This is a genomic window from Marisediminicola sp. LYQ85, from assembly GCF_046600695.1.
Lineage (GTDB): Bacteria > Actinomycetota > Actinomycetes > Actinomycetales > Microbacteriaceae > Marisediminicola.
The window spans coordinates 518,193-542,703 of sequence record NZ_JBKIWO010000001.1 but is presented as its reverse complement, the minus strand read 5'-3'; the positions used below and the strand labels follow the sequence as shown (position 1 = coordinate 542,703).

At 65.0% G+C, this 24,511-nt stretch carries 20 protein-coding genes and 3 rRNA genes; 2 read left to right on the top strand and 21 right to left on the bottom strand.

The features are described from left to right. Window positions 1–9: 9 nt before the first annotated feature. The 8 genes from ACLHG5_RS02560 to tyrS form a co-directional block, all read right to left on the bottom strand. Window positions 10–852, bottom strand: coding sequence for a TlyA family RNA methyltransferase (locus ACLHG5_RS02560; RefSeq protein WP_411317762.1), 843 nt, complete (start codon window positions 850–852; stop codon window positions 10–12). Beyond that, window positions 849–992: a hypothetical protein gene (locus tag ACLHG5_RS02555; protein ID WP_411315757.1), complete on the bottom strand. Its 144-nt coding sequence runs from the start codon at window positions 990–992 to the stop codon at window positions 849–851. Before ACLHG5_RS02555 ends, ACLHG5_RS02560 begins: the two co-directional genes overlap by 4 nt. A 35-nt stretch (window positions 993–1,027) precedes the next feature. Continuing rightward, window positions 1,028–2,026: an HAD-IIA family hydrolase gene (locus tag ACLHG5_RS02550; RefSeq protein ID WP_411318400.1), complete on the bottom strand. Its 999-nt coding sequence runs from the start codon at window positions 2,024–2,026 to the stop codon at window positions 1,028–1,030. Further along, the gene (locus ACLHG5_RS02545) at window positions 2,026–2,976 is read right to left on the bottom strand and encodes a hypothetical protein (protein WP_411317761.1); all 951 of its coding nucleotides are present in this window, start codon (window positions 2,974–2,976) and stop codon (window positions 2,026–2,028) included. Before ACLHG5_RS02545 ends, ACLHG5_RS02550 begins: the two co-directional genes overlap by 1 nt. Before the next feature lie 64 nt (window positions 2,977–3,040). Then, window positions 3,041–3,157: ribosomal RNA gene (rrf, locus tag ACLHG5_RS02540) — 5S ribosomal RNA — on the bottom strand. A gap of 106 nt (window positions 3,158–3,263) precedes the next feature. After that, window positions 3,264–6,385, bottom strand: a 23S ribosomal RNA gene (locus ACLHG5_RS02535). 446 nt (window positions 6,386–6,831) lie between these two features. Beyond that, window positions 6,832–8,352: ribosomal RNA gene (locus tag ACLHG5_RS02530) — 16S ribosomal RNA — on the bottom strand. The 16S, 23S and 5S rRNA genes sit together here, the layout of an rRNA operon. A gap of 609 nt (window positions 8,353–8,961) precedes the next feature. After that, entirely contained in the window at window positions 8,962–10,278 is a 1,317-nt protein-coding gene (tyrS, locus tag ACLHG5_RS02525) for a tyrosine--tRNA ligase (protein ID WP_411317760.1), read from the bottom strand. A 113-nt stretch (window positions 10,279–10,391) separates the two neighbouring features. Between tyrS and ACLHG5_RS02520 the strand changes: the two genes are divergently transcribed. Next, a complete protein-coding gene (locus ACLHG5_RS02520) occupies window positions 10,392–11,012 on the top strand; it encodes a DNA-binding protein (protein WP_411317759.1) in 621 nt (206 codons plus the stop codon). Next, window positions 11,009–11,581, top strand: coding sequence for a hypothetical protein (locus tag ACLHG5_RS02515; RefSeq protein WP_411315762.1), 573 nt, complete (start codon window positions 11,009–11,011; stop codon window positions 11,579–11,581). Before ACLHG5_RS02520 ends, ACLHG5_RS02515 begins: the two co-directional genes overlap by 4 nt. Here the strand turns inward: ACLHG5_RS02515 and ACLHG5_RS02510 are convergent. The 13 genes from ACLHG5_RS02510 to ACLHG5_RS02450 all read right to left on the bottom strand — a co-directional run bounded on the left by ACLHG5_RS02510 (window position 11,568) and on the right by ACLHG5_RS02450 (window position 24,501). Then, a complete protein-coding gene (locus ACLHG5_RS02510; protein ID WP_411318399.1) occupies window positions 11,568–12,191 on the bottom strand; it encodes a DNA-3-methyladenine glycosylase in 624 nt (207 codons plus the stop codon). The genes ACLHG5_RS02515 and ACLHG5_RS02510 overlap by 14 nt on opposite strands. A gap of 15 nt (window positions 12,192–12,206) precedes the next feature. After that, a complete protein-coding gene (locus ACLHG5_RS02505; protein ID WP_411315763.1) occupies window positions 12,207–12,350 on the bottom strand; it encodes a hypothetical protein in 144 nt (47 codons plus the stop codon). Next, complete coding sequence (argH, locus tag ACLHG5_RS02500) at window positions 12,347–13,831, bottom strand: argininosuccinate lyase (protein WP_411315764.1); 1,485 nt, start codon at window positions 13,829–13,831, stop codon at window positions 12,347–12,349. The genes ACLHG5_RS02505 and argH overlap by 4 nt, the downstream gene beginning before the upstream one ends. Continuing rightward, window positions 13,821–14,771 (bottom strand): ornithine carbamoyltransferase, encoded by a 951-nt coding sequence (gene argF, locus ACLHG5_RS02495; RefSeq protein ID WP_411315765.1) that lies wholly within the window; start codon window positions 14,769–14,771, stop codon window positions 13,821–13,823. The genes argH and argF overlap by 11 nt, the downstream gene beginning before the upstream one ends. Continuing rightward, window positions 14,768–16,009, bottom strand: a complete 1,242-nt coding sequence (locus ACLHG5_RS02490) for an acetylornithine transaminase (protein ID WP_411315766.1) — start codon at window positions 16,007–16,009, stop codon at window positions 14,768–14,770. The genes argF and ACLHG5_RS02490 overlap by 4 nt, the downstream gene beginning before the upstream one ends. Continuing rightward, a complete protein-coding gene (argB, locus tag ACLHG5_RS02485) occupies window positions 16,006–16,935 on the bottom strand; it encodes an acetylglutamate kinase (protein ID WP_411315767.1) in 930 nt (309 codons plus the stop codon). Before argB ends, ACLHG5_RS02490 begins: the two co-directional genes overlap by 4 nt. Beyond that, window positions 16,935–18,080, bottom strand: a complete 1,146-nt coding sequence (argJ, locus tag ACLHG5_RS02480; RefSeq protein WP_411315768.1) for a bifunctional glutamate N-acetyltransferase/amino-acid acetyltransferase ArgJ — start codon at window positions 18,078–18,080, stop codon at window positions 16,935–16,937. The genes argB and argJ overlap by 1 nt, the downstream gene beginning before the upstream one ends. Beyond that, window positions 18,077–19,123 (bottom strand): N-acetyl-gamma-glutamyl-phosphate reductase, encoded by a 1,047-nt coding sequence (argC, locus tag ACLHG5_RS02475; protein WP_411317758.1) that lies wholly within the window; start codon window positions 19,121–19,123, stop codon window positions 18,077–18,079. The genes argJ and argC overlap by 4 nt, the downstream gene beginning before the upstream one ends. 65 nt (window positions 19,124–19,188) lie before the next feature. Continuing rightward, window positions 19,189–19,344, bottom strand: a complete 156-nt coding sequence (locus tag ACLHG5_RS02470) for a hypothetical protein (RefSeq protein WP_411315770.1) — start codon at window positions 19,342–19,344, stop codon at window positions 19,189–19,191. Then, window positions 19,341–21,872: a phenylalanine--tRNA ligase subunit beta gene (gene pheT / locus ACLHG5_RS02465; protein WP_411317757.1), complete on the bottom strand. Its 2,532-nt coding sequence runs from the start codon at window positions 21,870–21,872 to the stop codon at window positions 19,341–19,343. Before pheT ends, ACLHG5_RS02470 begins: the two co-directional genes overlap by 4 nt. Then, window positions 21,872–22,912, bottom strand: a complete 1,041-nt coding sequence (pheS, locus tag ACLHG5_RS02460) for a phenylalanine--tRNA ligase subunit alpha (RefSeq protein ID WP_411315772.1) — start codon at window positions 22,910–22,912, stop codon at window positions 21,872–21,874. The genes pheT and pheS overlap by 1 nt, the downstream gene beginning before the upstream one ends. Before the next feature lie 18 nt (window positions 22,913–22,930). After that, a complete protein-coding gene (locus ACLHG5_RS02455; RefSeq protein ID WP_411315773.1) occupies window positions 22,931–23,857 on the bottom strand; it encodes an amino acid ABC transporter permease in 927 nt (308 codons plus the stop codon). Continuing rightward, a complete protein-coding gene (locus ACLHG5_RS02450) occupies window positions 23,854–24,501 on the bottom strand; it encodes an amino acid ABC transporter permease (protein WP_411315774.1) in 648 nt (215 codons plus the stop codon). The genes ACLHG5_RS02455 and ACLHG5_RS02450 overlap by 4 nt, the downstream gene beginning before the upstream one ends. Window positions 24,502–24,511: the final 10 nt, after the last annotated feature.

Sequence of the window (24,511 nt, the reverse complement as noted above, 5' to 3'; positions counted from 1 at the left end):
CCTCACCGGTCAGGTGGCTTCCGTCATGGCGGCAACCTCGTCTATCCATTCTGTCGGACTCGAGCCGTGTGTTTGACTCAACCTGACCAGATACTCGTGGTTCCCCGCCGTTCCGACGATCGGGGAGGGTAGAGCGCCCGCCGTGCGCAAGCCGAGGTCCCACCCAGCCCACAGAACGGCGTTGACGGCGTCGGCGCGCAAGTGCGCTTGCCTCACGATCCCCTCGCGGATGCCCCCGCGACCGACCTCGAACTGCGGCTTCACGAGGAGGACGAAATCGGCGTCGTCCCGAACGGATGCCCTGACCGCGGCGAGGATCGTCGTGATCGAGATGAACGACACGTCGCACACGACGAGATCGACAGGAGCGATCGCGTCGCGGCTCGGCGGCGCGGCCGCGCGCGAAGTGCTGGCGGCGACCGCTTCGGCGAGCGACGCCGCGGTCATGAACCGGGCGTTGAACCCCTCGACGACGCTCACGCGCCCGTCGGAGGCGATCGACTCGTCGAGCTGACCGTGGCCGACGTCGAGGGCGATGACGCTCGCCGCTCCGCGCTCGAGAAGCACTTGCGTGAATCCCCCTGTCGACGCCCCGACGTCGAGCGCCGAACGACCCGACACCGCGAGACCGAATGCGTCGAGAGCCGCGACGAGCTTGTGAGCCGATCTGCTCACGTAGTGGTCCGTCGAGGCGACCGTGATGGTCTGAGCCTCACCGACGCGCGTCGACACCTTGACCGTCTCGATCCCGTCGACGGCAACGAGTCCCGCCGCGACGAGGCGCGCGGCGTGCGTGCGCGACCGCGCCAGCCCCCGACTCGCGAGAGCCTGATCGAGTCGCTCTCCGGTCATTGCTCGGAATCGAGCGCGGCCTGGAGGTCGTCGTGGATGCGAGCGAAGGCGGCCGCTCGCGAGTCGAGCGGTTGATCTTCGATGAGGCGCACTCGCGAGACGAGGGCGTCGGTCTCACTGTCGTTCGCGGAGTCGGTCATCCGCTCAGCCTACGGTTCCCACCGGGCGGCACCCGTCAGACATAGAGCGCTTCGGGAACGTCGAGACCGTAGATCGCGAGACCGGATCCCCAGATCGCCGTAGCTCCGGCACGCAAGAGATCGATCGGTTTGCGCCCGTAGGCGTCGATGCGAACGGTCGACCCGACCATGCTCACGACGGCATCACCCACGTGCACGCGACGGTGCCCCGTGCTGTCCGTCTCGTCGCGAGCGACGGGGTACGGCTCGTGCAATTGCCTCAGGTCGTCGAGCAGATAGGTGGGCCTGCTCTTCGCATCAGCGGCGAGCACTTGCTTCGCGCGGTCGATGCCCGTGAGCACGAGAGCCGAGGTCAGGCCCGCGCGATTGGCCCCCAGGATGTCGGTGTCGAGTCTGTCGCCGAGGAAGAGCGCCGTGCTCACCTCGAACCGGCGCATCGCCTCCGTGAAGATCGGCACCTCGGGCTTGCCCGCGACGACGGGCAAGCGACCGACGGCGGAGTGCACCGCCGACACGAGGGTTCCGTTGCCCGGAGCGATCCCCCGGGCGACCGGGATGGTCCAATCGGTGTTCGTCGCGATCCACGGGATTCCAGCGTGGAGCGCGAACGACGCCTCCGCGAGTTCCGGCCAACCGACGGTCGGGTGGAACCCCTGGATGACCGCGGCCGGACTGTCGTCCGCGCTGCGGGTCACGACGAACCCGGCACGCTCGACCTCGACGACGAGTCCCTCTCCCCCGACGACGAGCACCGTCGACCCCGCGCCGATCGTGTCCGCGAGCAGGCGCACCGCCGCTTGAGGTGAGGTAACGACGTCGGTCTCACCGACGCTGAGCCCCAGCCTCGACAAGTGCTCGGCGACAGACGCCGCGGTGCGCGACGCGTTGTTCGTGATGTACCCGATGGGTAGGTCGGAGGCCGCAGCGTTCATGCTCTCGACCGCATGATCGATGGCGTTGTCACCCTTGTAGATGACACCGTCGAGGTCGGCGAGCACGATATCGACCCCGGCGAGGGGCGAGCCCGGGACGATCACCGTGTCGCCTCGTCATCCGACGCGGTGGACTCGGAGACCTCGGAGAGAGGCACGTCTTCCTCGACGATCTCGATAGTCTCGTCCTCGTCCAAGCCGGCGCCGCCCTCGAGGGCATCCGCGGCGCGGTCGGCGCTCGCCCACCACGAGTCGGCTTCGTCCTGTCGTCCCAGGTCTTCGAGCACCGTGGCATAGGCCGCGAAGAGCGCGGGACTCCAGCTGAAGGCGCGGTTGGCGTCGAGCTGCGGGATCTCGAGTTCGATGAGGGCGAGATCGGGTTTGCTCTGGTCGAGACGAGCGCCCGACATCGCGATCGAGAGCTCGACCTGCACCTCCACCGGGAGGCTCGCGCGATCGACCGAGCGCCCGAGCTCGAGCGCCTTGTCCGGACGCTCGAGGCCACGCTCACTGTCGACCATGAGAGGCAACTGGTCGTTGCGGCCCGAGATGCGGCGATACGTCCGCAATTCCCGGAGCGCGAGCGCGAAGTCCCCGGTCGCGTAGGCGGTGATCGCGAGGGTCTCCCGCACGACGGCGATACGACCGGCTCGGCGAGCAGCGGATGTCGCGTGCTGGTGGGCGAGCTCGGGATCATCGGCGATCAACCGTGCCGCCATGGCGAGATGTCTCGCGACTTCCTCGGCGTTCTCCTTGCTCAGCGTCTTGAGCTGCGCGCGGGCCACCCGGTCGAGATCGCCGGCTTTGACGTCATCCGGTATGACGGGGTCGTCGTGGCGCCCCCGCACCGACTTGATGCCGTAGGGATCGCGGTCCTCGAGTTCGCGTTCACGCCCGCCCCGCTCCGTTGCGGCCCCTCGCGTGAAGGGGTTTCCCTTGGCGCGATCGACGCGTCCTCGATCCGACCCACCGTTGGCGGGTCGGCCGCGCGACGGTCGCCCACCGGTGGGGCGCTCACTCGAACTTCGCGGGCGATCTGACGAGTCGCTCATGGTTCTCCTACATCGTCTGTTAACGCAAAATGGCCACCCCGAAGGGTGGCCATTTCACAAAGAAGTCCGGCGGTGTCCTACTCTCCCACAAGGTCCCCCTTGCAGTACCATCGGCGCAGAGAGTCTTAGCTTCCGGGTTCGGAATGTGACCGGGCGTTTCCCTCTCGCTATGGCCGCCGAAACACTATTGATTTACAAAAGTGAATAGACAAACAATTGCTGTTTGTGCTGATTCCCGACCGTAGATCAGGAACCACATAGTGGACGCAAGCACCAGAATTTTTGGTGTTATCAAGTTATCGGCTTATTAGTACGGGTCAGCTCCACGAGTCTTTAGTCCTCGCTTCCACATCCCGCCTATCAACCCAGTAGTCTAGCTGGGAGCCTCTCGACCGAAGTCATGGAAATCTCATCTTGAAGCTGGCTTCCCGCTTAGATGCTTTCAGCGGTTATCCATTCCGAACGTAGCTAATCAGCGGTGCTCCTGGCGGAACAACTGACACACCAGAGGTTCGTCCATCCCGGTCCTCTCGTACTAGGGATAGATCTTCTCAAATTTCCTGCGCGCGCAGAGGATAGGGACCGAACTGTCTCACGACGTTCTAAACCCAGCTCGCGTACCGCTTTAATGGGCGAACAGCCCAACCCTTGGGACCTACTCCAGCCCCAGGATGCGACGAGCCGACATCGAGGTGCCAAACCATGCCGTCGATATGGACTCTTGGGCAAGATCAGCCTGTTATCCCCGAGGTACCTTTTATCCGTTGAGCGACAGCGCTTCCACAAGCCACTGCCGGATCACTAGTCCCGACTTTCGTCCCTGCTTGAGTTGTCACTCTCACAGTCAAGCTCCCTTGTGCACTTACACTCGACATCTGATTACCAACCAGATTGAGGGAACCTTTGGGCGCCTCCGTTACTTTTTGGGAGGCAACCGCCCCAGTTAAACTACCCACCAGGCACTGTCCCAGAACCGGATTACGGTTCGTAGTTAGATATCCAAAGTGACCAGAGTGGTATTTCAACGATGACTCCACCAGCACTAGCGTGCCAGCTTCAAAGTCTCCCACCTATCCTACACAAGCCACTCCGAACACCAATACCAAGCTGTAGTAAAGGTCACGGGGTCTTTCCGTCCTTCTGCGCGTAACGAGCATCTTTACTCGTAGTGCAATTTCGCCGAGTTCGCGGTTGAGACAGCTGGGAAGTCGTTACGCCATTCGTGCAGGTCGGAACTTACCCGACAAGGAATTTCGCTACCTTAGGATGGTTATAGTTACCACCGCCGTTTACTGGGGCTTAAATTCTCAGCTTCGCCTTGCGGCTAACCGTTCCTCTTAACCTTCCAGCACCGGGCAGGCGTCAGTCCGTATACATCGTCTTGCGACTTGGCACGGACCTGTGTTTTTAGTAAACAGTCGCTTCCCACTGGTCTCTGCGGCCATACAGCGCTTCAGGAGTAAATCCCTACACGCCTCCGGCCCCCCTTCTCCCGAAGTTACGGGGGCATTTTGCCGAGTTCCTTAACCACGATTCTCTCGATCTCCTTGGTATTCTCTACCTGAACACCTGAGTCGGTTTGGGGTACGGGTGACTTGAACCTCGCGTCGATGCTTTTCTTGGCAGCATAGGATCACTGATTTCGTCCGTGAGGACTACCCATCGGGTCTCAGGCTATGTGAACGACGGATTTGCCTATCGTTCGCCCTACATCCTTAGACCGGGACAACCATCGCCCGGCTCAGCTACCTTCCTGCGTCACACCTGTTAATACGCTAACCGCACCAGCGTAGGATCGTGTGCTAGGCCCAACGCTTCACCCCGAAGGGATCCGTCAATGGGATTCAGACACTTAGCATTACTGGATTAGCTTGGGCGGTTCTTCGTCAGTACGGGAATATCGACCCGTTGTCCATCGACTACGCCTGTCGGCCTCGCCTTAGGTCCCGACTTACCCAGGGCGGATTAACCTGGCCCTGGAACCCTTGTTCTTTCGGAGGACGGGTTTCTCACCCGTCATTCGCTACTCATGCCTGCATTCTCACTCGTGTGGCGTCCACGGCTGGTTTACACCGCCGCTTCGCTCGCCACACGACGCTCTCCTACCACTCCGTGCGCCTGGACATCCAGAGGATGCCTAGCTAATACACGAAATCTACAACTTCGGTGGTGTGCTTGAGCCCCGTTACATTGTCGGCGCGGAATCACTTGACCAGTGAGCTATTACGCACTCTTTCAAGGGTGGCTGCTTCTAAGCCAACCTCCTGGTTGTCTCTGCAACTCCACATCCTTTCCCACTTAGCACACGCTTGGGGACCTTAGTTGGTAGTCTGGGTTGTTTCCCTCTCGACGATGAAGCTTATCCCCCACCGTCTCACTGCTGCGCTCTCACTTACCGGCATTCGGAGTTTGGCTAACGTCAGTAACCTTTTGGGGCCCATCAGCTATCCAGTAGCTCTACCTCCGGTAAGAAACACGCAACGCTGCACCTAAATGCATTTCGGAGAGAACCAGCTATCACGAAGTTTGATTGGCCTTTCACCCCTATCCACAGCTCATCCCCTCCATTTTCAACTGAAGTGGGTTCGGTCCTCCACGACGTCTTACCGTCGCTTCAACCTGGCCATGGATAGATCACTTCGCTTCGGGTCTAGGACATGCGACTGAATCGCCCTATTCAGACTCGCTTTCGCTACGGCTACCCCACACGGGTTAACCTCGCCACATATCACTAACTCGCAGGCTCATTCTTCAAAAGGCACGCTGTCACCCCTACTAAGGAGGCTCCAACGGTTTGTATGCAAACGGTTTCAGGTACTATTTCACTCCCCTCCCGGGGTACTTTTCACCTTTCCCTCACGGTACTTGTCCGCTATCGGTCATCTGGGAGTATTTAGGCTTATCAGGTGGTCCTGACAGATTCACACGGGATTTCTCGGGCCCCGTGATACTTGGGATACTTCTTCAGCCATTACGACATTTCGACTACGGGATTGGCACCCTCTGTGATTGGACTTTCAAGACCATTCGTCTATATCGCGCTGTAACTGTTGCAGTACGGCAGTAACTGCTAAGAAGTCCCGCAACCCCGACCATGCAACGCCTGCCGGCTATCACACATGATCGGTTTGGCCTCTTCCGGTTTCGCTCGCCACTACTTACGGAATCGCTTTTGCTTTCTCTTCCTGTGGGTACTGAGATGTTTCACTTCCCCACGTTCCCTCTACCCGCCCTATATATTCAGGCGGGAGTCACTAGGTCACATTGCTGCGCCCAGCGGGGTTTCCCCATTCGGAAATCCTCGGATCGAGGCTCTATTATCAGCTCCCCGAGGCTTATCGCAGATTTATACGTCCTTCTTCGGCTCCAGATGCCAAGGCATCCACCGTTTGCACTTAGAAACTTGATGACAAAATTACACAAAGATCAGCGCTGAGTTGCCTAAGCAACTCTTTGCTAGATCTATATGAAGAGATCAACTCGAAACCGTCTCCAGGCAAGCCTGGTTTCGATGCCGAGCAGTCTCTAAGATGCTCGCGTCCACTGTGTAGTTCTCAAAATACGGGCGGTATCCTCCGTGACTGACTGAGTCAGCCACAACAGGATCCAGAGGTTCGTTTCCCGCCGGCTCCGAAGAGCAGACGAGGCCCGGTCCCTCAGGACCCAACAGCGTGCAGAAGACCAGACTCAGTGCTTGATTCCGTTCCATTCCCGAAGGAAGTACTGAGAGGCAAGCTCCTTGCCTGGTCACAATGTCAATGTTCCACCCATGAGCGCCACCGGAGAACATGTGTCTCCGAAATGGCTACGAAGTATCTAGCCCTGTATACAGAGGCATCTTCGAGTGCTCCTTAGAAAGGAGGTGATCCAGCCGCACCTTCCGGTACGGCTACCTTGTTACGACTTAGTCCTAATTACCGATCCCACCTTCGACGGCTCCCTCCAAAAGGTTGGGCCACCGGCTTCGGGTGTTACCGACTTTCATGACTTGACGGGCGGTGTGTACAAGGCCCGGGAACGTATTCACCGCAGCGTTGCTGATCTGCGATTACTAGCGACTCCGACTTCATGAGGTCGAGTTGCAGACCTCAATCCGAACTGAGACCGGCTTTTTGGGATTCGCTCCACCTTGCGGTATTGCAGCCCTTTGTACCGGCCATTGTAGCATGCGTGAAGCCCAAGACATAAGGGGCATGATGATTTGACGTCATCCCCACCTTCCTCCGAGTTGACCCCGGCAGTCTCCTATGAGTTCCCACCATTACGTGCTGGCAACATAGAACGAGGGTTGCGCTCGTTGCGGGACTTAACCCAACATCTCACGACACGAGCTGACGACAACCATGCACCACCTGTATACCGACCTTGCGGGGCCTACATTTCTGCAGGTTTCCGGTATATGTCAAGCCTTGGTAAGGTTCTTCGCGTTGCATCGAATTAATCCGCATGCTCCGCCGCTTGTGCGGGCCCCCGTCAATTCCTTTGAGTTTTAGCCTTGCGGCCGTACTCCCCAGGCGGGGAACTTAATGCGTTAGCTGCGGCACAGAATCCGTGGAATGGACCCTACGCCTAGTTCCCAACGTTTACGGCATGGACTACCAGGGTATCTAATCCTGTTCGCTCCCCATGCTTTCGCTCCTCAGCGTCAGTTACGGCCCAGAGATCTGCCTTCGCCATTGGTGTTCCTCCTGATATCTGCGCATTCCACCGCTACACCAGGAATTCCAATCTCCCCTACCGCACTCTAGTCTGCCCGTACCCACTGCAGGCCGGAGGTTGAGCCTCCGGATTTCACAGCAGACGCGACAAACCGCCTACGAGCTCTTTACGCCCAATAATTCCGGACAACGCTTGCACCCTACGTATTACCGCGGCTGCTGGCACGTAGTTAGCCGGTGCTTTTTCTGCAGGTACCGTCACTTTCGCTTCTTCCCTACTAAAAGAGGTTTACAACCCGAAGGCCGTCGTCCCTCACGCGGCGTTGCTGCATCAGGCTTTCGCCCATTGTGCAATATTCCCCACTGCTGCCTCCCGTAGGAGTCTGGGCCGTGTCTCAGTCCCAGTGTGGCCGGTCACCCTCTCAGGCCGGCTACCCGTCGTCGGCTTGGTGAGCCGTTACCTCACCAACTACCTGATAGGCCGCGAGTCCATCCTTGACCAAAATTCTTTCCAGCTCCTAGCCATGCGACTGAAGCTCGTATCCGGTATTAGACGTCGTTTCCAACGCTTATCCCAGAGTCAAGGGCAGGTTACTCACGTGTTACTCACCCGTTCGCCACTAATCCACCAGAGCAAGCTCCGGCTTCATCGTTCGACTTGCATGTGTTAAGCACGCCGCCAGCGTTCGTCCTGAGCCAGGATCAAACTCTCCGTAAATGTTTGATTGCACATCGACCGGAGTCGACGGCACATCTAGTGCACCTCGCCACCGGAATAGGCGGACGAGATGCAAGTTTGAAACTGACAGAACAAATCATTACTGACTTGCTTTGTTGTTTAAATGTTTTCCAAAGGAATCTCTTGCGCGGTGCCTACTAGATGTAGGTCCTACGCCCGAGGTTTTTGGCATTTGACATTGTGCACGCTGTTGAGTTCTCAAGGATCGGACGCTCCAGTGCTTGGCCGCTAGGCCTTGCTGCTGGGCAACTTCTCTAACTTACCATCTCGCTACAGCTTGTCAAATCGGCTGGTTTCTCGCTATTGCGCCAGAAACCGTTCCATTTGAACTACCTGGAGACGGGGCTTACATCCTAATCTCGTACCGGCGTTCCTACAAGAGGAGCTTCGACGAGGTGACACTAGTCAATGACAGTGTGTCTGTTGGATTTGGTCCCTCTTGAGGCCGAGAAGCTCTTCCGCTTCCCGCACCTTTGGGGCGACAAGAGAAGACATTACGGGGCTATCTGAGGCGCGGCAAATCCTGATTGCATCCCGGGCGTGTCGCCCGTGTTTCCGGGGTTTTCAGCTCGAGAGACCTCGACGGGCTCACGAACCGGCGCGCGAATCGAAGCGCACTCCCGCGAGAGTCTTCTTGCCTCGCCGCAGAACGGCGGGCCTCCCTCCGTCGACGAGGTCCGCGAAACGAGCGCCGGCATCGGCGACGGCGACGTTATCGACGTACACCCCGCCCTGCGCGACAGCTCGGCGCGCTTCGCCGAGACTCGAGACGAGACCGGTCGCGACGAGCGCGTCGATCACCGATGTCGTCGAGTCGGCCGACACCGACGGCAGCTCCGCTATCGCGGCGTCGAGATCCGATCCGGCTATCGCGGAAAGGTCGCCACCCCCGAACAGTGCACTCGATGCGGCAATCGCCGCGTCTGCCGCGTTATCCCCGTGCACGAGATCGGTCACACTTCGAGCGAGTACCCGCTGCGCTTCTCTCCGGAACGGCTCGGTCTCGACCGCGAGCTCGAGGCGCTCGATCTCCGCGCGACCCAAGAACGTGAAGACCTTCAATCGGGGGATGACATCCGCGTCATCCGTGTTGAGCCAGAACTGGTAGAACGCGTAGGCACTCGTCATCGCGGGGTCGAGCCACACCGCGTTCCCCTCCGACTTGCCGAACTTGGTGCCGTCGGAGTTCGTGATGAGCGGCGTTCCGAACGCGTGCACTCTCGCCCCCTCGGCCTTGTGGACGAGGTCGGTTCCGCCGGTGAGATTGCCCCACTGATCCGAGCCACCCGTCTGGAGCACGCATCCGTAATCGCGGTACAGCTGCAAGAAGTCCATGCCCTGCAGCACCTGGTAGCTGAACTCGGTGTAGCTGATGCCCTCGGCGGAGTTCAACCGAGCGCTCACGGCGTCTTTCTTGATCATCGTGCCGACCCTGAAGTGCTTGCCGACCTCGCGCAGGAAGTCGATGGCACTCAGCCCGCCCGTCCAGTCGAGGTTGTTCACGAGGTGGACGGCGTTGGCGCCCTCGGCACTCAGGAACCGCGACACCTGCGCGCGCAGCCTCTCGACCCACTCCCCCACGGTGTCTCGAGTGTTGAGCGTGCGTTCCGCGGTCGGTCGAGGGTCTCCGATGAGGCCGGTCGACCCACCCACGAGCCCGAGAGGTCGGTGCCCGGCGAGTTGGAGTCGACGCATCGTGAGGAGTTGCACGAGATTTCCGAGATGAAGGCTCGGCGCGGTCGGGTCGAATCCGCAGTAGTAGGTGATCGGCGGCCCGGCGAGGACGGTCCGGAGCGCGACAGCATCGGTCGACACCTGGACGAGTCCGCGCCAGACGAGTTCGTCCCACACGGAATCGAAGCTCGGATCGTTGGATTGGGACTCGAGAAACCGCTTTTCTGACACCGGCTCAGGCTACCAGCGACCCGCACTCATGCCCTCAGACCTGATCGGGGCTGATCAGGCTTTGAGCATTGATTGTCGCCAATCAGGCCTGTAGCATTGATTGTGGAGGCACCATGATCGTCATCACTGCAGACCAACGCGACAGTCGCTCATCGTCCGACGCTGTGCCCGCCGCACTCGAGATCATCGAGCGCGTGGGCGGGACCGCCATCGAGCTGACTCCCGAACGAACGGCGGGCGACGAGATCCAGACGGTCGTCGCGGACGGCTCCGCCGCTCTCGCGATCGCACTCGAACTCGTGCGCACGGGCAGGTGGAGCGTCGGACTCGGGCTCGGCGACATCCGCTCCCCCGTTCCGCCGAGTGTGCGTGAAGCCACCGGGGCCGCGTTCATCGCCGCGCGCGATGCCGTCGACCGGTCCAAACGGAGTCCGACCCACTGCGCCGTGGCGAGCGATCCCCCGCACGAGGTGGCCGAGCGCATCGAGGCACTCCTCGACATGCTCCTCATCCTCCGCCACCGCCGATCCGCCGCGGGCTGGGAGGTCGCCGACCTCGTGCGAAACGGGGTGAGCCAGACCGACGTGGCCGTGAGACTCGGCATCAGTCCGCAATCCGTGAGTCAGCGTGCCCGAGCAGCCAATGTGAAGGCGGACGCCGCAGCGACGGTGGCCATTGCTAGCCTCCTCGACGAGGCAGTCGAACGCCTCGCGCAGAAGGGGAGTGAGGCGTGACCACGATCGAGATCACGGTGTGGATCGTCGCTATCGCCCTGACCTTCGCCTCGGTCGCGGCGGCTATCGTCGCCGGACGTCCCGACCGCCGCCGACTCGTCGCCGCGAGCGCGATCCCGATCATCGGTGTGCTCATCGCCTCGGCCGTCGGCGTCACGCCCGTCGTCGAACCCACGATCGCGATTCTCATGGCCACGGCGCTCACCGGGATCGGCGTCATCGGGGGAGCTCCCGCCGTGACCCTCCTGCTCGCGACGGCGACGAAAGGGGCGGTGCGGCCGGGGGCGCACGGAGGGATCCTCGTTCGCGACGCCTCCGCTCCGCTGCCCGAACGGGAGATCCTTCGAGGCGGCATCACGATCGGCTATCTCGAACGCTTCGCGCTCATCGGAGCCGTTCTCGTGGGTCAGCCCGCCGCGATCGCGATCATCGTCGCGGTCAAGGGCCTCGGCCGATTCTCCGAGCTCGACAACGAGCACGCCCGAGAGCGTTTCATCATCGGCACTCTCGCGAGCCTCACCTGGGCGTCGGTGTGCGCCGTCGCGGTCTCGCTCGTCACCGGGGTGTGACCGGGGCGCGCTCGCGCCGCCGGGGAACGTGGCGCCGATACGGCGACACGGTCGGATCCCCGTCGAACCAGAACCGCCAGGGGTAGACGTCGGAGCCGCCGGGCATCGCCACGCCCGTTCGCGGGCCCGATCGGATGTCGGTGCCTGCCGCCGGGCGCGATGCGAAGTCGAGGGTGACCGGACCCGTCTCGAGATCCGCTCCCCCGTGCTCGAGAGTGATTCCGAGCGCCGCGGCCAAGCGGGCCGGTCCCCGCGCGAGATCGTCGTCGCCCTTCGATGTCGCGCGGCGAGACCGAGCGACATCGATGCCGTCGACGACTTCGCCAGCACGAATGAGCACCGCCGACGCGATCCCGACGGGTGAGCACACGATGTTCGCGCACGTGTGCATCCCGTAGCTGAAATACGTGTAGAGGCGACCTGGGCGGTCGAACATGACCGCGGTTCGTGGAGTTCTCCCCCGGAACGAGTGGGATCCGGGGTCGCCCTCTCCGAGGTACGCCTCGACCTCGGTGAGCCGGACAGCGACATCGCCGTGGCGGATGGTGACCCCGAGGAGAGCCGGCGCGGCGGCGAGAGCTCCCTGTTCGAGGAGAGAGTGATCGAACACGCTCACGTCACCGGCTCAGAAAAGCGATTGCCCGGATTGCCACAGCACGACCCCGACGAACACGAGCACCACGACGGCCGAACCGACGATCACGGGCATGACCCACTTCGATTTGGGCGGTTGCCTGCGCGGCCTCTCGCTGTCTTTGCGCAGAGTCACGAGACCGGCCTCACCGTCTCGGGCGAGAGCTCGCTCGAGAGGGCCCGCACGCGCGTCGTCAACGAGGCGAGCTGCTCTTCGACCCGGACCCGAGCCGTTCCACCGACACCCGATCGACTCTCGATAGACCCCGATACCGAGAGCACGTCGCGCACACCGGGTTCGAGGGTCGGCGAGATCGCCACGAGCTCGGCATCCGTCGGCTCGTGCAGGTCGATGCCGCGGGACTCGCAGAACGCGACAAGGGCCCCGCTCGTTTCGTGCGCGTCGCGGAAGGGAACGCCGCGGCGCACGAGCCAATCGGCCACGTCGGTCGCGAGGCTGAACCCCTCGGGGGCGAGCTGGGCCATCCGCTCCGTGTCGAATCGCACGGTCGCGATCATCCCCGTGAACGCCGGCAGCACGGTCTCGAGGGTCACGACCGAGTCGAAGACCGGCTCTTTGTCCTCCTGCAGGTCGCGGTTGTATGCGAGAGGCAGCCCCTTGAGAGTCGCGAGGAGCCCCGCGAGGTTGCCGATGAGCCGGCCGGATTTGCCGCGGGCGAGCTCGGCGATGTCGGGGTTCTTCTTCTGCGGCATGATCGACGAACCCGTCGAGTAGCCGTCGTCGAGAGTCACGAACCCGAACTCGCGAGTGTTCCAGAGGATGATCTCCTCGGCGAGTCTCGAGAGGTTGATGCCCAGGAGCGAGGCGATGAACGCGAACTCGGCGACGACATCGCGACTCGCGGTCGCGTCGATCGAGTTCTCGGCGGGACCGGACAGTCCGAGGTCGCTCGCCACGAGGCCGGGGTCGAGACCGAGCGAGCTCCCGGCGAGAGCGCCGGCCCCGTATGGCGACACGGATGCGCGCACCCGCCAGTCTCGAAGTCGCTCGAGGTCGCGCACGAGAGGCCACGCGTGCGCGAGCAGATGGTGGGAAAGCAGCACGGGCTGGGCGTGCTGCAAGTGGGTGCGACCGGGCATCGGCGCACCGAGGTGACGCTCGGCTTGCGACGCGATCGCGTCGACGAGCTGGATGACGAGTCGGGCGATCGCGTGCGCGTGATCGAGGAGGTAGAGCCGCACGAGCGTCGCGACCTGATCGTTGCGGCTGCGCCCCGCTCGCAGTTTTCCGCCGAGCGCGGGGCCGGCGACCTCGATGAGGGCGCGTTCGAGGGCACCGTGCACGTCTTCATCGCTGTCCGCAGGCTGCAAGGATCCGTCGGCGACGCGGTGCGCGAGGGTCTCGAGCGCCGCCGTCATCGACGCGAGCTCGACCTCGGTGAGGTATCCGGCCGCGGCGAGTGCCCGTGCGTGCGCGCGCGACCCGGCGAGATCGTATGGCGCGAGCTGCCAGTCGAAGTGGGTGGACTTGCTGAGCGCTGCGAGCTCGGGCGACGGACCGCTCGCGAATCGAGCTCCCCACAGCGCGCCCTCGTTCGTTCCGGCGCTCGACGGCTCGGCCGCCGGCGCCTCCGACGACCCGTGGTCAGCCGACACGAGCGGCCCCCCGGGTGCCGGTGCGCTCGAGCAACCACACGAGCAGGGCTTTCTGCGCGTGCAGACGGTTCTCCGCCTCATCCCACACGACGCTCTGCGGTCCGTCGATGACGTCCGCGGTCACCTCGTAGCCGCGATCGGCGGGGAGGCAGTGCAAGAACAGCGCGTCACTCGCGGCTTTCGCCATGAGCTCGGCGTCGACCCGGTAGGCCCCGAGGCTCGTGAGCCTCTCGGTCTTCTCCTGTTCTTTGCCCATGGAGACCCAGGTGTCGGTCACGACGACATCCGCTCCCGCGACCGCGGCCTCGGGATCGGTGAACAGTTCGACCGAGCCCCCGGTCTTCGCTGCCGCGGCCTCGGCTGCCTCGACGACCGCGGGCGTAGGTGAGAACTCGGGCGGCGACGCGATGCGCACGTGCATTCCCGCGGTCGCTCCCGCGAGGAGGTACGACTGCGCCATGTTGCACGCCCCGTCTCCGAGAAAGGTCACCGTCGACCCGGCGAGGGCGCCCCGGTGTTCGCGGATGGTGAGCAGGTCGGCGAGCAACTGACACGGGTGGAAATCGTCGGAGAGCCCGTTGACCACGGGGACGGTCGTCGACTCGGCCATCTCCTCGAGCCCGGACTGCGCGAAGGTGCGCCACACGATCGCCGCGACCTGCCTCTCGAGCACGCGAGCGGTGTCCGTCGCGGTCTCTTTGCCACCGAGCTGGCTGTTGGCTGTGCTGATGATGAGCGGCACGCCGCCGAGATCCGCGATTCCGACGGCGAACGACACGCGAGTGCGGGTCGACGACTTGTCGAAGATCACCGCAACGGTCTGCGGCCCGGCGAGCGGTTTAACCGCGAAACGGTCCTTCTTGAGCTCGAGAGCGAGGTCGAGGATCTCGGTCTGCTCCGCCATCGTGAGGTCGTCGTCGCGAAGAAAGTGTCGGGTCATGAGACGGCCTCCAGAGCCGCGGCGAAGAGTTCGACGAACAGGTCGACCTCGGCGTCACCGATGATGAGCGGCGGCGCGAGACGGATGCTCGAGTCGTTGGGGGCGTTGATGATGAGTCCGCGATCCAGCGCCGCTGCAGACAGCGCGTTCGCGACGGGCTCTGCGAGACCGATGCCGAGGAGGAGTCCGCGCCCGCGAACCTCCGTGACGAGCGGCGACCCGAGCGCGAGGATCGCGGTGCGCAACTGCTCGCCGCGGCGCCGGGCGTTCTCGACCAGTCCCGCCCGCTCGATCTCACCGAGCACCGCGTTGCCCGCCGCGGTCGCGAGAGGGTTGCCTCCGAACGTGCTGCCGTGCTGTCCCTTCTGAAACAGCTCCGAAGCCCACCCGAACGTCACGAGCGCACCGATCGGCACGCCTCCCGCGATCCCCTTCGCGAGCGCGATCGCGTCGGGAACGACGCCGTCGTGCTGAAATGCGAACCACTCCCCCGTGCGGCCGACACCGGTCTGGATCTCGTCGAGGATGAGGAGCGCGCCGTGCTGTTCGGTCAACTCGCGAGCGCGCACGAGGTAGCCCTCGGGGAGGTCGATGACTCCCGCTTCGCCCTTGATCGGTTCGAGAACGAGAGCGGCCACCGTGTCGTCGATCGTCGCCTCGAGGGCCTCGATCGTCGTGTCGATGTGATCGACGTGCGGCAGCAGAGGTTCGAAGTCCTCACGGAGCGCGGGCTTGCCCGTGAGCGAGAGCGAGCCCATCGTGCGCCCGTGGAACGAGTTCTGGAGCGTGATGATGCGCCGACGCGAACCGTCACCCCGATTGAGCCGCGCGAGCTTGACCGCGGCCTCGATCGCCTCGGCACCCGAGTTGCCGAAGTACACCCGGCCGCGGTCTCCCGCACCGGTGAGGCGACGCAAGCGCTCGGCGAGGTCGAGCTGCGGTGGTGTCGCGAAGTAGTTCGACACGTGGGCGAGCGTCGCGATCTGTCGACTCACCGCCTCGACGAGCACGGGATGGGCGTGCCCGAGCGCGTTGACCGCGATACCGGCGAGGAAATCGAGGTACCTCGTGCCGTCGACATCCCAGACGTAACACCCCTCACCACGCTCGAGCATGATCGCGGGCGTCGAGAGCGACCCCATGAGGGCCGCGCCGAATCGGGGTCGCCACTGCTCGCCGTCGACCTCGGTGGCTGCCGGGGCAGCGCCGGAAACGATGGTTTCGGGTGTCGTAGTCACGACTGGAGCCTCCGTGCGTTGGGGATGACCTCGGTGCCGGCACCGCGATGGGTGAAGACCTCGAGGAGGATGGCGTGAGGGATGCGGCCGTCGATGATCGTCGCACCGCCGACCCCGCCCGTGACCGCGTCGAGACACGCCGTCATCTTGGGGATCATTCCCGACTCGAGGCTCGGGAGCAGGTCGGTGAGTTCATCGACGGTGATGAGGTCGACGAGAGACTCGCGGTCGGGCCAGTCGCGGTACAGACCCGCGACATCGGTGAGGACCACGAGCTTCGACGCGGCGAGAGCGATCGCGAGTGCCCCCGCGGCTGCATCGGCGTTGACGTTGAGCGCGGCGGTCGGATCGGCATCGTTCGAGGCGATCGACGAGACCACGGGGATGAGCCCCTGCTCGATGACGCGGAGCACACTCGAGGGGTCGACGCTCGTGATGTCACCGACGTGCCCGAGATCGAAGGTCTCGCCGTCGACGACGACACCCTTGCGCTGACCCGAGAAGAGCGAGAGGCCGTCACCGAAGACGCCGACACCGAGCGTGGGATGTCCGGCATCCGCGTGCTCGTTGATGAGATCGACGATCTCGCGGTTGACCTCCTCGGCGAGAACCTTGCGCACGACCGTGATCGCTTCGGTGCTCGTGACGCGATAGCCGCCCCGGAACTCGCTCTCGATGCCCTGAGCACTGAGCGCGGCCGAGATCTGCGGCCCGCCGCCGTGCACGACCACAGGGTGGAGGCCCGCGTAGCGCAAGAAGACCATGTCTTCGGCGAACGCTCGCTTGAGGTCGTCGTCGACCATCGCGTTTCCGCCGAACTTGACCACGACGACCTTGCCGGAATACCGCTTGAGCCACGGCAGCGACTCGATGAGCGTCGCCGCCTTGACGGCGGCGAGCTCTTGCTCCTCCATGTCGATAGCCATCAGCTCGAGTACGCGCTGTTCTCGTGGACGTAGTCGTGGGTCAGGTCGTTCGTCCACACGGTCGCGGTGTGCTCCCCCGACTTGAGGTCGACGAGCACGTGCACGGCGCGGGGCGCGAGGTCGACGAGGTCTCGCGACTCGCCGGGCTCGCCCGAGCGGCACACGAAGACCCCGTTGATCGCGACGTCGATCGCATAGGGATCGAACTCCGCGGCCGTCGTGCCCACGGCCGCGAGCACACGCCCCCAGTTGGGATCGTTGCCGAACACCGCCGCCTTGAAGAGGTTGTTGCGGGCGATCGACCGCCCGACCTCGACGGCGTCCTCGACGCTCGCGGCCCCGATCGTCTCGATCGTGATGTCGTGGCTCGACCCCTCGGCGTCACCCTGCAGCTGGAGAGCGAGGTCGAGACACAACTCGGTGACGGCGGCCGTGAACTCGTCGGCGGTCGGCGCGACACCGGACGCCCCACTCGCGAGGAGCGTCACCTGGTCGTTCGTCGACATGCAGCCGTCGGAGTCGAGGCGGTCGAACGTGACGCGCGTCGACGACCGCAGAGCCGAGTCGAGCGTGACCGAGTCGACGACGGCATCCGTCGTGAGCACGACGAGCATCGTCGCGAGGCCGGGCGCGAGCATCCCCGCACCCTTGGCCATTCCGCCGATCGACCAACCGTCGCGCTCGACGATCGCGGTCTTGGGTCTGCTGTCTGTCGTCATGATGGCGCGCGCGGCGTCGGCACCCGACTCGGCCGAGAGTTCGGCTCCGCGGATCGCGGCCACGATCGGCTCGAGAGGCAACTGCTGGCCGATGAGCCCCGTGGAGCACACGAGCACGTCGGTCGCTGACACCCCGAGCCGCTCGGCGACGGCTTCGGCCGTGGCGTGGGTCACCTGGAATCCCGCGGAGCCCGTGTAGCAATTGGCCCCTCCGGAGTTGAGCACGATCGCCGAGACGATGCCGTCGCTCACCGCTTGCTGCGACCAGATGATCGGATTGGCCTTCGCGCGGTTGCTCGTGAACACCGCCGCGGCGCTCTGATCCGGCCCCAGGTTGTGCACGATCGCGAGGTCGAGCCCGCCGCTCGACTTGAGACCGGCCGTGGTCGCGGCAGCCGTGAAACCGGCGGGATGGGTGACGCTCACGGGGCGACTCCGTCTGTCGAGAGGCCGAGCGTCTCGGGCAGACCGAGGGCGATGTTGGCCGATTGGATGGCGGCACCCGCGGTGCCCTTGACGAGGTTGTCGATCGCCGTGACGGTGACGACGCGGTGGGCGGCTTCATCGATCGCGAGCCCGATGAGCGCGGTGTTGGCTCCCGTCGTGTCGCCCGACCGAGGGAAGCGCCCGTCGGGGAGCACGTGCACGAACGGCTCGTTGGCGTAGGCGATCTCCCACGCCGAGCGCACATCCGACGCCGGGATCCCCGGCGCGAACTTGGCGGTGGATGTCGCGAGGATGCCCCGCGACATCGGAACGAGCATGGGCGTGAACGAGACGCTCACCGACTCGCCGCCCGCCGCGGTCAGGTTCTGGCGGATCTCGGGGTTGTGCCGGTGGGAGCCGCCCACGGCGTACGCGCTCGCCGACCCGCTCTGCTCGCTGAACAAGAGGTCCTGCCGGAGGCTCTTGCCCGCACCCGACGTGCCGACCGCGAGAACCGCCACGATGTCGTCGGGCGCGATGACGCCCGCGCGGATGCCCGGAGCGAGACCGAGTGTGATGGCCGTGACGTTGCACCCCGGCACCGCGATGCGCCGGGCACCGACGAGCTTCTCCCGCTGCGAACCGCCGTGCTCGAGCACGAGTTCGGGTAGCCCGTATGCCCACGCGCCGAAGAACTCGCCGCCGTAGAACTGCGCCCAGTCGTCGGCATCCGTGAGCCGGTGATCGGCGCCGCAATCGATCACGAGGGTGTCGGGGTCGAGGTCGGCCGTGACCGCGCCCGACTTTCCGTGGGGAACGGCGACGAAGACGACGTCGTGCCCGCGCAGGGCCTCGGGCGTGGTTTCGACGAGTTCGAGGTGCGCGAGGGAGCGCACGTGAGGCTGCACCTCACCGAGTCGCTGGCCGGCACTCGAGTGGCCGGTGACGGTGCGGACTTCGAATTCGGGGTGCGCTGCGAGCAATCTCAGCAGCTCACCACCGGCGTAGCCGCTCGCTCCGGCGACCGCGACGACAAAGGACATAGCTCAACCTTAGGAGAGGAGGGACAAGGGACTGGTCCGGCGACACTCCACGGCGAGCGGTCAGCTCACGACGGAAGCGGCGCCCAGAATCGCTCGCCCACGACACGACGTCGCACCACGCGGCGCGCCGAGAGGGCGCGCGAGGCGGAGGTGCGGATGTCGGTCACGGGGAGAGCGTACTCCTCGCCGCGCGTCGCGGGCGAATCGGGTGAGCGCGTCACTCGCGCACCGTGGCCCCGAAGCGGTCGCGCGCGAGCGCGGCACCCGCGAGTTTCGCTTCGCTCGCCTCGCTCGCCGTGAGGGTGCGGTCGCGCGCGCGGAAACGCAACGCGAACGTGAGCGACTTGGCTCGCTCGTCGAGACCGGCACCGCGGTAGTCGTCGACGAGGGTCGCCCGCTCGAGCAGCTCGCCGCCACCCTCGATGATCGCCGCGAGCACATCGCCCGCGGGCACCTCGCGATCGACGACGAGCGAGAGGTCCTGGGTCGCGGCCGGGAGGGTCGCGATGGGTTCCGGCGCGACCTCGAGCGGAGCCAGGCGGATGAGTGCGTCGAGGTCGAGCTCCCAGACCGCGACCGTGCGCGGCAGATCGAGCGAGAGCGCGAGGGCCGGGAGCAACTCCCCCGCGAACCCGACAGTCGTCTCGCCGACGACGAGTTCGGCGGTGCGACCGGGGTGCATGGCCTGGTGCTGTCCCTGGCGCGTCGTGATCGACATCCCGAGGGCCGCTTCGAGGTGCGCGACCGCGGTGATGGCATCGCCGACACCCGCCGCGACCGCCGGGCGACCGGGGCTCTTCGCGACGACCGAGCCGAGCGCGAGCCCCGCGACGTGCCGAGGCTGAGGCGGGATGGAACCGTTGAGGGAGTCGAGCACGTCGTCGGCGGGGCGAGCGGCGGCCGGGGGCAGCGTCGAGCTGCCGTAGGCCACGCCCGCGGCGGGCCGGACGACCGTTCCGATCTCGAAGAGGGTGAGGTCGACGAGCCCTCGGGAGAGGTTGCGTCTCGCGACCTCGATGAGACCGGGAAGCAGTGACGTGCGCAGCCAGGGGGACTCCCCGTCGAGAGGGTTCGCGAGTCTGAGCGCGGCGACCTCGCCCACGACGGGGTTCGTGAACGTGTCGATGCGCGATCGGGACACGAACGGGTACGCGAGAACCTCGGTCGCACCGCCCGCGGCGAGCTCGTGCGCGACGGCCCGGCGCAAGCGCTGGTCTCGCGTGAGCCCCCGCCCGGGAGGCGCGGTCGGGAGCACGGCGGGGATGCGGTCGTACCCGACGATGCGCGCGACCTCCTCGGCGAGATCCGCTTTACCCGTGAGGTCGGGGCGCCACGACGGAGGTGTCACGGTGAGAGACGGGGAACCGGAGTCGCCGTCACCGGTCTCCACGACCGCACCGATCTCCGTGAGGGACGAGACGATCTCGTCATCCGTGTAGTCGACGCCGATGAGGCCGGAGACGAAGCCGGCGGGGAGGTCGACGGGTGCGGGGACGGCGTGCTCGAAGTGAACCGAACCGAGCGTGTCGGCGGTTCCGCCCGCGAGGCTCTCGAGCAGGTCGACGACGCGTGCGGCCGCGGGAACGGCGACCGCCGGATCGACACCGCGCTCGAATCGCCGCGACGCCTCGCTCGGTAGTTTGTGACGGCGCGCGGTGCGCGCGATCGAGATGGGGTCGAAATTCGCCGCTTCGACGAGCACGTCGCGCGTCGTGTCGCCGATCTCGGTGCTCGCACCGCCCATGACGCCCGCGAGACCGATCGCCCCCGACTCGTCGGTGATGAGCAGGTCTTCGGGGCTCAGAGTGCGCGACTGGTCGTCGAGTGTCGTGAGCGTTTCGCCCGCGCGCGCGCGGCGCACGGTGATGCCCCCCGAGAGTGCGTCGAGATCGTACGCGTGGGTCGGCTGACCGAGCTCGATCATCACGTAGTTCGTGATGTCGACGACGAGGGAGATCGAGCGGATGCCGGCGAGGGCGAGCCTCGCGACCATCCACGCCGGTGTCGGCCGCGTCGGATCGACACCGCGCACGACACGGGTCACGAACACCGACGCACCGGTGCGGCCTCGGAGGGGCGCCTCATCCGCGAGGGTCACGGGGAATCCGGTCGCGGGCGTGACCGCGAGCGGGGTGGACGCGGGATCGGTGAAATGCGCTCCGGTGGAGTGACTGAACTCGCGAGCGACCCCGCGGATCGAGAACGCGTAGCCGCGATCCGGTGTCACGTTGATCTCGACGGCCGAGTCGTCGAGCCCGAGGAGAGCGATCGCATCGGTTCCCGGCTCGGGGTCGAGCCCGAGTTCGGTGAGACGCAGGATGCCGTCGTGCTCGTCGCCGAGACCGAGCTCGCGCGCCGACGCGATCATCCCGTCTGACACGTGCCCGTAGGTCTTGCGCGCGGCGATGGGGAAAGGCCCGGGGAGGACCGCGCCGGGGAGCGACACGACGACCTTGTCGCCGATGACGAAGTTGTGCGCACCGCAGACGATGCCGCGCACGTCGCGCGTGAGCCCGGAACCCGCCGACGGACCGACATCGACCTGGCACCAGTTGATGGTCTTGCCGTTCGACTGCGGTTCGGGCGTCGCCTCGAGCACTTCACCGACGACGACGGGGCCGGTGAGGGCGAAATCGTGCGTGCCCTCCTCCTCGAAGCCGACCTTCACGAGGGCAGCGTGGATGTCGTCGGGGGTCGTGCCCTCGGGGATCTCGACGAACTCGCCGAGCCAACTGATCGGGATACGCATCAGACCACCATTCCGAACTGCTGACTGAAGCGGACATCGCCCTCGACCATGTCGCGCATGTCGTTGAGCTCGTTGCGGAACTGCAGGGTGCGCTCGATCCCCATTCCGAAGGCGAAGCCCTGGAACTCTTCGGGGTCGATGCCGGAGGCGCGCAAGACGTTGGGGTTGACCATGCCGCAGCCACCCCACTCGACCCATCGCGGCCCGCCCTTGGCCTGGGGTTGCCAGACATCCATCTCGGCGCTCGGCTCGGTGAAGGGGAAGTAGTTGGGGCGCAAGCGGATCTTCGCCTCCTCGCCGAACATGAGGCGCGCGAAGTGCTCGAGGGTGCCGCGCAAGTGCGCCATCGTGAGACCGCGATCGACCGCGAGCCCCTCGACCTGGTGGAACACGGGAGTGTGGGTCGCGTCGAGCTCGTCGGTGCGGAATGTTTTGCCCGGCGCCACGACGTAGATCGGCGGCACACGGTCGAGCATCGACCTCGTCTGCACGGGGCTCGTGTGCGTGCGCAGCACGAGGTGGCTGTCGACAGGGTCGACGAAGAAGGTGTCCTGCATCGCGCGCGCGGGGTGGTCTTCGTCGAAGTTCATCGAGTCGAAGTTGAACCACTCGTTCTCGAGTTCGGGGCCTTCGGCGACCTCCCACCCCATGCCGACGAAGATGTCGCCGATCTGCTCCATGAGCAGGGACAGAGGATGTCTCGCCCCGGGCGTCATGCGCGGGCGGAGGGCCGTGACATCCACCGACTCCTCCGCGAGCCTCGCGGTCTCTTCGGCTTCGACGAGTTCGGCCTCGCGAGCGGCGATCGCCGCGGCGACCCGGCCGCGCGCTCCCCCGACGAGCTTGCCCGCCGCGGCCTTCTGGTCGCCGGGCAGCGTCTTGATTGCGGCGTTGAACCGAGCGAGCTCAGACGCCTCACCGGTGTGCGCCGCGCGCACGACCTTGAGGTCGGCCGAGTTCGGGGCTACCGAGATCGCCGCGATCGCGGCGTCCACGGCCGCGCTTACAGCGGATTCGGTGATGAGTTGGTCGTCTGGCACAAGAGACGAGTTTACGGGTCAGGGCGCTTTCGTCGAACCCGGTTCGTGATCGTCGACGACGGTCTCGGTGTTCCGCCGCGAGGTGCTGAAGATGCTCCTCGACGGGATACCGGGGTCGATCGTCGACTTGCTCCCCGTGCGCTTCGCGACGAACCGCGCCACGGCCGACAGCACGAGGTTGAGCACGAGGTAGATCACGACGACGACGAAGAAGAGCGAGAAGAAGTAGCGGTTGCCGAAGAAGTTCGACAGCTGGTTGATGCCGATGCGGAGCAGCTCCGCGTAGCCGACGATGTAGGCGAGAGCCGTGTCTTTCAGGAGCACGACGAACTGGGCGATGATGATCGGCAGCATCTGACGGAACGCCTGCGGAAATTCGATGAGGAATCGCGTGGCAATCGGGGTGAGACCGATCGCGAGCCCGGCCTCGCCCTGGCCCTTCGGGAGCGATCGGATGCCCGCGCGCAGGATCTCTCCGATGAGCGCACCGTTGTAGACCGCGAGAGCCGACACCCCGGCCCAGAACGAGCCGGTCGAGAACACGAGGAGGGCGAAGAGCATCATGAGCAGCACGGGCATGCCGCGGAAGAACTCGAGGAGCACCGCGGTCGGGATGCGGATCCACGACGCGCGAGCGGTGCGTCCGAACGAGAAGAGCACACCGATGACGAGGGCGAAGACGGCGGCGACGGCGGCCATCTGGAGGGTCGCGACGACGCCGCGGCCGATGGCCCGCCAGACGGCGAGGTCGAGGAAGATGTCCCAGCGCGAGGCGTCCCACAGCCCGGGCTGAGTGGATCCGGCGGCGGTCGTGCGCTCGGCGCCGAGCGAGAGCACGAGCCAGGCCACGCCCGCGACGAGCAGAACGGCCGCGACTACGGAGACGATGCGGGAGCGCCGACGGGCCTTCGGGCCCGGGGCGTCGTACAGAACGGAAGCACTCATCGCAGCACCGCCACCTTGTTCTCGATACGGCCCGCTATGAGGCCGAGGGGGATCGTGATGACGAGGTAGAAGACCGCCGCGGCGAGAAGGATCATGATCGTTTCGTCACCGCGGAGGTTGATGACACGTCGGGCGGCCGCGAGAAGCTCGAAGACGAAGAAGGCTCCGGCGACGGAGGTGTTCTTGGTGAGGGCGATCACGACGTTGATGAGGGGCGGGATGACCATGCGGATCGCCTGAGGAAGAACGACGGTCGTGAGGCTCTGCCCGAACGTGAGTCCGATGCTCCTCGCCGCCTCGGCCTGGCCGATCGGCACGCCGTTGACCCCCGAGCGGATGGCTTCGGCGATGAAGGGCGAGGTGTAGACCGTCAACCCGATCGCCGCGAGAGTGAAGTAGTCGATGCGTGCCCCGAGGTAGGGCACGACGTTGGCGCACCCGAAGAGCACGAGGGTCAGTGGGGTGTTGCGCACGAGCTCGGTGTACCCGGTGGCGATCATGCGCAGAGACGCGACCGGCGAGATGCGCATCGCGGCGACGACAGCACCGAGCGCGAAGGCGCCGATTCCCGCGATACCGAGGAGCGCGAGGGTGCGGCCGAAACCGTCGATGAAGAACGCGAGATTGTCGATCACCGCATCCATGTCGTCCTCG

Excerpts from the sequence above, each read along its gene's own strand:
- ACLHG5_RS02520 (WP_411317759.1), top strand. The coding sequence starts at position 10,392 with ATGATCGTCATCACTGCAGACCAACGCGACAGTCGCTCATCGTCCGAC.
- ACLHG5_RS02450 (WP_411315774.1), bottom strand. The coding sequence starts at position 24,501 with ATGGATGCGGTGATCGACAATCTCGCGTTCTTCATCGACGGTTTCGGC.
- ACLHG5_RS02555 (WP_411315757.1), bottom strand. The coding sequence starts at position 992 with ATGACCGACTCCGCGAACGACAGTGAGACCGACGCCCTCGTCTCGCGA.
- argB (WP_411315767.1), bottom strand. The coding sequence starts at position 16,935 with ATGGCTATCGACATGGAGGAGCAAGAGCTCGCCGCCGTCAAGGCGGCG.
- ACLHG5_RS02545 (WP_411317761.1), bottom strand. The coding sequence starts at position 2,976 with ATGAGCGACTCGTCAGATCGCCCGCGAAGTTCGAGTGAGCGCCCCACC.
- pheT (WP_411317757.1), bottom strand. The coding sequence starts at position 21,872 with ATGCGTATCCCGATCAGTTGGCTCGGCGAGTTCGTCGAGATCCCCGAG.
- ACLHG5_RS02455 (WP_411315773.1), bottom strand. The coding sequence starts at position 23,857 with ATGAGTGCTTCCGTTCTGTACGACGCCCCGGGCCCGAAGGCCCGTCGG.
- argC (WP_411317758.1), bottom strand. The coding sequence starts at position 19,123 with ATGTCCTTTGTCGTCGCGGTCGCCGGAGCGAGCGGCTACGCCGGTGGT.
- argF (WP_411315765.1), bottom strand. The coding sequence starts at position 14,771 with ATGACCCGACACTTTCTTCGCGACGACGACCTCACGATGGCGGAGCAG.
- ACLHG5_RS02560 (WP_411317762.1), bottom strand. The coding sequence starts at position 852 with ATGACCGGAGAGCGACTCGATCAGGCTCTCGCGAGTCGGGGGCTGGCG.